General features: G+C 53.4%; 6 protein-coding genes. All 6 read right to left on the reverse strand.

The window, feature by feature from the left end; translation table 11 throughout:
- Position 1: 1 nt before the first annotated feature.
- The gene (locus tag APU02_RS26845) at positions 2 to 373 is read right to left on the reverse strand and encodes a hypothetical protein (protein ID WP_239692846.1); all 372 of its coding nucleotides are present in this window, start codon (positions 371 to 373) and stop codon (positions 2 to 4) included.
- Between the two features lie 159 nt (positions 374 to 532).
- Positions 533 to 745 carry a hypothetical protein gene (locus APU02_RS26850; protein ID WP_239692847.1) on the reverse strand — a complete coding sequence of 71 codons (213 nt, stop codon included), beginning with the start codon at positions 743 to 745 and terminating at the stop codon, positions 533 to 535.
- 50 nt (positions 746 to 795) lie between these two features.
- The gene (tssA, locus tag APU02_RS04055; RefSeq protein WP_060569346.1) at positions 796 to 2,391 is read right to left on the reverse strand and encodes a type VI secretion system protein TssA; all 1,596 of its coding nucleotides are present in this window, start codon (positions 2,389 to 2,391) and stop codon (positions 796 to 798) included.
- On the reverse strand, positions 2,391 to 5,795 hold the full coding sequence (locus APU02_RS04060) for an ImcF-related family protein (protein WP_060569347.1): 3,405 nt from the start codon (positions 5,793 to 5,795) through the stop codon (positions 2,391 to 2,393). Before APU02_RS04060 ends, tssA begins: the two co-directional genes overlap by 1 nt.
- Before the next feature lie 59 nt (positions 5,796 to 5,854).
- Complete coding sequence (locus tag APU02_RS04065; RefSeq protein WP_060569348.1) at positions 5,855 to 7,117, reverse strand: hypothetical protein; 1,263 nt, start codon at positions 7,115 to 7,117, stop codon at positions 5,855 to 5,857.
- Between the two features lie 2 nt (positions 7,118 to 7,119).
- Positions 7,120 to 7,383 carry a PAAR domain-containing protein gene (locus APU02_RS04070; protein WP_060569349.1) on the reverse strand — a complete coding sequence of 88 codons (264 nt, stop codon included), beginning with the start codon at positions 7,381 to 7,383 and terminating at the stop codon, positions 7,120 to 7,122.
- Positions 7,384 to 8,060: the final 677 nt, after the last annotated feature.

Here is an 8,060-nt window from a genome sequence, read left to right on the forward strand (position 1 = left end):
ATTAATGTCCGAATGGTGAAGGGCCATTAATGAGCTGGAGCAGACTTAATGATATCGGGAAAAAAACAATATCAGCAGTGAGTGCTAACGGGGTAACGACAATATTGGTCGCCAGATTTACGGGGTGAAAATCGGTTCCAGACTCCAGCGAATAAAACTGAACGCTGTACGTTCTCACCAAAGATTCAGTCTTATCAAAAGCATAATTAAGGCTCACTTTGGGAATAATCACTCCCGTGATATATACGTCCCTGACATACCGGACACCGTTGCTCCGGAAGCCTGCATGCTGAATAGTCTTTAACTCTTCTGTTGAAAGCAACCTGGAGGATTTATTGACTTCGACAGGAAGAGCATCGCTGAACTGAAGCACGCTGTCGCTGCCTGATGGTTTGTTTATCCGAAACTTAAGGGTATTCTCTCCCCGACCTGATATCAGGGGAATTTGAGTTGCAAGTTTATTAAGGGACAGAAGTTCATCAGCCCCCCGGGTCAGAATGTATATATTTTTTTCACCTACAAAGGCAACACCTTAAGAGGGAACGTTAACAGTAGTTTTTTTGCTTCCCTGAACAACAGAAACAGCAAGGTTTTTATACTGAAATACACCGGTTACACTGTCCTGAATCTGAATATGTCTCTCTGTTTTTGGCTCGGCGACCTTATTTCCTCCCCACAGCAGTGCTGTACAACCTGAAAGCAAGAACATCACACCTAAACAAGTAAATATTCTAAGACGTTTCATTTTTTAATTTCCCTTGATTCTGATTTCTTTCCTGAAGGTATGACTAATTATCATCCGCAAAGCACGGCGGCACGGGCAGGATCAACTGCGATCAGTCCGGCAAGTAACTGGTCCATTACTGGCGTAAGGCGGGCCTTATCAGCCTCACTGCGACCGGCTTTCAGGCGCAGGAGTTTCAGATGGCGGGCCTGTACCTCAAACAACAGCTCAGGCTCCCAGTTCGTAAGGGTGAGTTCACCGGCCCGCTCGCCCAGCTCCGCAAACAGATGCACCGCCAGCTCATTTTTGCCGTACTGCTCCGCGATACGCCCCATCAGCAGGCGCAGCAGCCACTGCTGGCGTACGGTGGTGATGCCGGGACGGGCCTGCAACCAGCCCAGTGCCGCATCCGGGCCTTCACTGTCGGCCAGTGCCACCGCTTCCGGCTCCAGCGCCAGAATGTCATCGTTGCCTGGGGACATCTGTGCGGAAGGAGTGTCATTGCCCCACCCGCCTGTCGAATCCAGCACGCTCTGCTGGATCCAGTTCAGCGTCACGTCATCCGCAAATGGCGTGCCGTCACTGAAGGCCAGTGTTTCGAGCCCGGACAGACGGGTCAGCAGCCCTTTCAGGTCAGCCGCGATAATACCGGCCAGCGTGTCCTGACCGGATTTCGTCAGCGCCTGATGGATATACCACTGCAAATCCAGCCACAGGTGATTGGCACCACGGGAAAACGCGCTGTCCGCCGTTTCAAGCATTTCAGCCCAGTTCTGTTGCAGGTACAGGCGTTTAAGCAACGCGCGCTGATCCGCCCTTGGCGGCTCAATACGTGTACGCCCCTGCGCATCCGTGGCCGGGATGGCCCGCAGTGTGTCATGACGCAGGCTTTTCATCAGATGGTGCGCTGACAGCCAGCCATCCGGCTGCTCGCGCAGGTATTCAGTGAGCGTACGAGCCTGGGCCAGCAAATCCTGGCCGGAGGTGATACGCCCGATGGCCGGGGCGTCGCTGTGGCTGGTCATGGCAGGTGTGTCGCTGGTACTGGCGTTCTGCGGTACCACCGCATCCACGCCCCCTGCTTTCTGCAGACGACTTTCCAGTGCACCGTACAGCGCGTTAAGTTCCGGACGGGTTTCATCTGGCTCATTTTCGGTCAGTTGTGCTATCAGCAGCAGCGCCCCGGTGGTACGCATCGCATCGATCCTGACCACTTCCGGGTACAGGGAGAGAGAATCCGTCATACGCGACCCCGCCAGCCATTCCAGCGCCGCCTTACGGCTGCGGTCACGCTGCGGGTGCAGCTGTGGTCCAAAGCGCTCCAGCAACCCGGCCAGCAGTTCAAGCCCTTCAGCCAGCCCCTGCTCGCCTTCGCGGTGCAGCTTCGCCCAGCAGTAGTACGTCGCGACGCGAATGTCTTTCGCAGTGCTGGTCAGCAGCTTCTCCGCCAGCCGGCAGATGAGTTCGGTATCCGCGCCGGAGAGTTTGTTGACCTCTTCGCGCATCTGCTGGAAGTCATCGTCATAGCCGGGTTCTTCGCCAGCGGGCGATGAACCGGACAGCGGCTGCAGCCAGTTGTCCCACTGCGCCACGCGCTCATGGGTTGCCGCAAGCAGCGGCTCTTGCTCAGTCTGGCAGGCGCTGAGTAAGGCATTGAGCGTGCTCATCAATATACGTCCTCTGTATCATTGCCTGCACTGGCAACCTGGTCTGGTGATGTTGCACCGGAGGTGCTGAAGATGGTTTCCGGCAGACGGAAATTACGCAGTTTCAGCAGCGCCAGTGGCCCCTCGCCCGCCTCGGTACGCAGGGTGTATTTGAGCGTGCGTCCGTCCTGTGCTTTCCAGCTCAGACTGTAACTGCTGTCAACGCCCGGATAAGCACTGACCACAGCTTTATCAAGCAGACGTATCCAGCCCCAGGCACCAGGGATATCGGCGTACTGACGGGTTCCTGCCTGCGTGCTTATCCAGCTCAGGTTCGCACCGGGTGCTTCGGTATCCGCAGGCCAGGCGAAGCGCTTCCATGCCGGCAACTGGTTCACATAAATCAGCTTCTGGCTGTCGATAACCATGTCCGTCTGCATCACGCCATCAGCAGTGCCCGGACGCAGTTCGAAATTCATGCCGGCATTGCCTTCGGTGAAAGCGACATCCGAGATATGGCTCAGGGTATTGATGGCATTGAGGAATGCAGGGTTAAAGACCAGCCCCTGCGAGTTGATGCTGTCCGGCACCCAGTGGTTGCCCTCTTTGTGCAGCACTCCCCTGAGGCGGGTCTGCAGGAACTGGGCAATACGCCCGGAATCTGCATTGAGGTATTTAGCCAGCAGCGGCAGGGATACATCACTGCTGGAGTTGTTAAACGGATAGCGTCCACTGAAGGCACTGTTCCACTCAGCAACCACCGCCTGCTGCCACTGGGCATTGAGGCTTTCCGCCGCCGGGGTCAGTACCTGCTGCCAGGCCTGCTCCATCGGCTGAACAAACACGGTACGGCCAAAGCCGCTCCACTCCTGGCCGAGACCGGCGGCAATCAGGCTGCCGTAGTCACGGGTTTCAGTGAGGTCGACCGCCTTGCCCTGAAATACGGTCTGGGCCAGCGTCTGTGTCATTGCCTGCGGGTCGGCGGCATTGGTCACCTGCTGCAGACGCAGGCGCACCTGCGTCACCCGGGTCAGGTACGACTGAAGACTCAGCGCCTGTGCTTCAGTGTTGCTTTTATCCATCAGCGCCAGTACCGGACCAAAGGTCGCATCCAGCGGGCCGTGAACACCGGCACTCTGGTCAATGGCATCCTGGTTGTCACCACCCAACAGATTTTTCGCTGATTTCACCAGTGAATCAGAAATCGCCTCCCCAGTTTGCCCGGTACGTCCCTGCACATTCAGGGTGTTCATCAGCGCCACCAGTGGTGACTGACGCACGTCGGCCATCAGGGTCAACTGGTCAATGGAGTCTGACAACGTGACGGCCTGGTTCCAGTGCAGACTATTAAGGAACTCAAGCCATGCCCCGCCGAAGTCGGCAAAGTAACGCTCCGTCAGGCGCTTTTTCAACGCTTCCGGAGAGGTTTCATCCTGTTTATTCACCTGACGCTTGCTGTCAGTGAGCACCCAGTCAAGCTCATCCCGGCGCGCCTTCACCACTTTCTCAATGGCAGGCTGCACGGCCTGCTCCCAGGCCTGCCGGGTGAACATGCCCGGCACAATTTCGGTGGTGCTGAACAGGCGGGCGGCGTCAGTATCGCCGGTCATGTCTTCAAGGCGCATATCGACATACAGGTGCGACACCCGGGAGAGCATCTTCTGGTACAGGGTCGATTCACTGTTACGTACGCCCATCAGACGAACCAGCAGGGAGCGCGCCTGGCTGACCAGGTTCTCATCAGCCCGTAACTTCCACTCGGGATGTGTCGCCAGTTGGGCACTGTAAAACGACAGCAGCGACGGCCCTATCCCCTGCCAGACGCCGTCTTTCACACCATCACGCTTCGGCCAGTCATTCATCAACGCAGAACTGAACCAGGATGCATCCATATGCTCCGGGCGGGCCAGCATCAGATAGAGTTTGAGCTGGTCATAAGTGGTTCTGGCCATCTGTTCACGTAGCGGGCTGCCCGGTGGCAACGCATTAAAGGTATTCAGTTGTCTCTGCAGATAGTCAGCGGCGGCATCCCGCAACAGCGGCAATGCGCTGTCCTGGTAACGTGGCCATAGTGCGGCCAGCAGCGCATTGTTCTGGCTTAGTCCGGCCTGCTCGTACCACGGCACGCCATGCTCAGAACGGTACTGCAGGCGGGCCAGCGTTTTCTGCAGTTCAGACAGAGCGTGCAGGCGCTGTTCCAGGGACTGATTCTGCCGGGCGGCAAGTGCAGCCTGGGCATTAGCGCTGTCAATCTGGCTGCGGTTGGTGACATACGCGATGCTCATCCAGGCTGCCCAGGCGACCATGCCTGCAGCAAGTAGTATGCGCAATGCCTGCCACGACCCAAAACGTTGCTTCCTGGCGCGTAATTCCGCAGGAAGCTCAGACAAGGACGTCAGCAACAAGTCCCAGCGATTATCTCTGCCCCAGTGGTGTTTAATCTCTCTGGCGGCACCCGGAGCTGGAGGGCTAAACATCATACCCGCCAACGGCAAGGAACGATAAGGGTTCAGCAGTACGGATAACGGTGTACTGATACTTCCCGGCGACAGAGAAAGCTGGCTGGTAAGATCAAGCAGATAGGTATATTCCGGATTAATACATATTTGCTGTATCCCCTGCGCGGTCAGCTTTTCGCATAAGCTTGCAAGCTGGACATCAATATCGGCAGGTTTTGCGCGCGCCGGGAGCAAATAACCCACGGGTTGCGTGATCCGCCCCTGATGTTGGCTTCCCGGCGAGACTGACCATAGATAAAGAGGTAATTTCCATCCAAGCGCCTCAAAGCGGGAGCTAATGCGGCTGGAAATATTGTCCATTTCATCTGGTGATAGCGAACTATTTTTAGCAGGCTGACTCAGTGTCGCAAATTGAGAAAACGCAGAAGTTACCCAGACCATCGCATCCACGGAACGATGGCGTAATTTACACACACCACTGAACCAGTCGCTGTCCAGAGGCATGTCAATGTCACCTCCCCACAACAAAACCGTCCCCTGATCTTCCAGCCAGTGCTGAGTGCTGAGTCCGGGCGCCAGATATTCAACATCAGCAGCACGCCCCGTCAGCATCAGGAATGTGACTTTACGTCGCCAGCAACGACCATACTGGTAACGAAGTGCCTGCTTAAGATCGGTCAGTGTGTCGAAATAAGGTGTCTTGAGAGTTGATTTTACTGTTTTTTGGGATAAGGATGCGCTTACTTTCTCGTTATTTCGGTTTTTGAAATACTGGAAGATTTGCCCCCCATAGCGGAGCAAAAGAATGACAGCACATAAACCCAAAACGACATAAAGCTTAACCCTGGGTGAGTCCAGGCCAAGATGGTCCCCAAAACGATATATACCCAGAGCGATGCCCGCCAGTAGCGCTATGATAAAGCCTGGACGACTAACCCAGTGTTCCGTGTTATTCGATGCATCCATCCTCTTTCCCTGCCGTAATAATATAAATAAATTAATCGCTCTTTTGCTTTTACTGCCGATCATCTGTTTTTCGGATTAAAAGCAGCCGCCTGTCCCTGTTGTTTTTCTGCGGGCGTCACCATGGTGACCCACAGCGGGACATTATCATGATTGTTTCCACTCACAATCAGTTGCGAATCACTGCGATGGCAAGCCTCAACAGCACAGGCAATGGCAACCCATGGCGCAGCAGGCCCGGGATACCCAAGTGTCTTGCCCAGATCGTGAATGTCCTGCCCCACGTTGATGGGACTTTGTATTGCCTGCAAACCTGTAGCAATTGCCATATGCCATGCCGGGTTAACACCGACCAGAAAACCACTTTTTACCTCACCGGCAGCGATCGGAACCCACTCCATTGATTGCTTCAGGGCATACTGAAAATCGTCAGCTTCAGTGTGATGCATCATCTCCGGGCGGTGTAATCGGGCAAGTGGTTTTAAGTCCTGCGATACCTGATTACCTCCCAGAAGCAGCCCCACAATATTCTCAGCAGATCCTTTCGGGTGCTCAGGTCTGACCTGCAGAGCGATAATCATTAGCAGTGAATGGGCATTACGTAGATCATCAAGCCATTTATCCACTACTGACAGCCCCCTCTCATCAAGGCGTATTGCAGATTGTCGGATTTGACTCGCATCCCAGCTCTTCTGCCAGATTTCCTCCAACTGGCTTTCGGGTAAGCTACTGTTACTTTCCAGCAAAAGTGATACGGGGGTGTCCAGGGGCAGGGAAGACAGTACAATGCTGAGTTCTTCGAGCGTTTTCTTCAATCCGCGCCCCAGCATCTGCCCGCTATCCTCGCCATCAGCCAGAGCGAGTCGGCTATGGCGTATACCTTCATGGCTTTTCCATGAAGGCTGAGTTTTTAATGCTTTAACTTTTCCCCGCAGTGCCTCCCACTGCTTCGCGCCGTCGGTATCCTCGGGTTCCCGCAGAGCACTATGTAAGCTTATTCCAAAGACGTTCAGGTAGCGCTGCCCGCGCTGAATTTCGCGGTGAAGCAGACGATCACGCTCTTTATCCCTGCTTCGCGCAGTGCCCAACTGCCCTTTATACCAGGCGACGCGCAATGCCGCTAAGATGAGCCAAAGCAGGGAGGGAAGACCTAATGCCGATGTCCAGAATTCTTGTGAATTGATCTCTGTCCGGGACAGATTGCTCAGTATTGCATCAGCCATTCCCCCCAGTAGCATGAAAACCAGTAAAAGCAACCACACCCACCAGATCGGTGGACGCGGCTTGATCGCAGGAGCCGGGATCAGCTTTAAATTTACAGGCATATTCAGCTCGCCGTAGCCTGAGGCAGGCTAGAGATCAGCTTACAGCCACATGCGCAGCGGTGACCGTCGAAGGCCACCGGTACACCATTATCTTTAAATGTCGGATGGCCTTCAGCAACCACAGTTGGCCCGTGTCCTTCGATGGGGCAACTAACGGGATCGCCGAGGCGGGCAACACCAATGCCACCAAATTTCATTTTTGTGGAACCACTTAATACAGAACCACCGCCTGTATGTTTATCACCGATACGAATTATACTCTTCATTTATATTTCCTTTTAATAACAACATCATCATACATCTCTGGACATACACCAAATAAAACCACACCACCTAAAAAAACGGGAGAGATTCTCTGATAAATAACAGTAAATGAGAGGAGTTGTATTAACACAAAAGAACGCATCGAACTCAATTCAGATTTGCTACCAACCCAACAAAAAATAGATGACTGAAACTTTGCATGTCGAAACTAATTAATTTAGTTACAGTCCTGACTTAATGTTAGTTCACTTATTATTACTCTTTTTGGCTGGGAGTATCCCTGACAAAAATGCCAGCCCGAAAGATATATAACTTATAGTTTTCATGGTAGACGCTGAGTTAAAGCACTCAGTCCCACACCCGCTGCCACTGACGCCAGCACCGATAATCATGAAGCTGAAGAACAAACTAAAAAGTCCAATGGCAATAAAAAAAACGATTAACAACACTTTAGCTATCTTTGGCATAAATATTAACCTCTTCATTGAAAATAACATGTTGTTTAATGACTATACATCACAGACATTCTCTTTCCAGTGAAGGAATTAATTCAAGAGATATGTAAAATACTTACGCTTCACCAACTAATCGCCATTCCACTGCGCGTTCCTCACGCCCCCTTTTATCACTGAACGGCCACGGATGCGGATGCAGCCTCTCAACAATATCCATCGGCATG

Source organism: Citrobacter sp. 50677481 (assembly GCF_001463265.1).
Classification (GTDB): Bacteria; Pseudomonadota; Gammaproteobacteria; order Enterobacterales; family Enterobacteriaceae; genus Citrobacter_A; species Citrobacter_A sedlakii.

Excerpts from the sequence above, each read along its gene's own strand:
- APU02_RS04065 (WP_060569348.1), bottom strand. The coding sequence starts at position 7,117 with ATGCCTGTAAATTTAAAGCTGATCCCGGCTCCTGCGATCAAGCCGCGT.
- APU02_RS04070 (WP_060569349.1), bottom strand. The coding sequence starts at position 7,383 with ATGAAGAGTATAATTCGTATCGGTGATAAACATACAGGCGGTGGTTCT.
- APU02_RS26850 (WP_239692847.1), bottom strand. The coding sequence starts at position 745 with ATGAAACGTCTTAGAATATTTACTTGTTTAGGTGTGATGTTCTTGCTT.
- tssA (WP_060569346.1), bottom strand. The coding sequence starts at position 2,391 with ATGAGCACGCTCAATGCCTTACTCAGCGCCTGCCAGACTGAGCAAGAG.
- APU02_RS04060 (WP_060569347.1), bottom strand. The coding sequence starts at position 5,795 with ATGGATGCATCGAATAACACGGAACACTGGGTTAGTCGTCCAGGCTTT.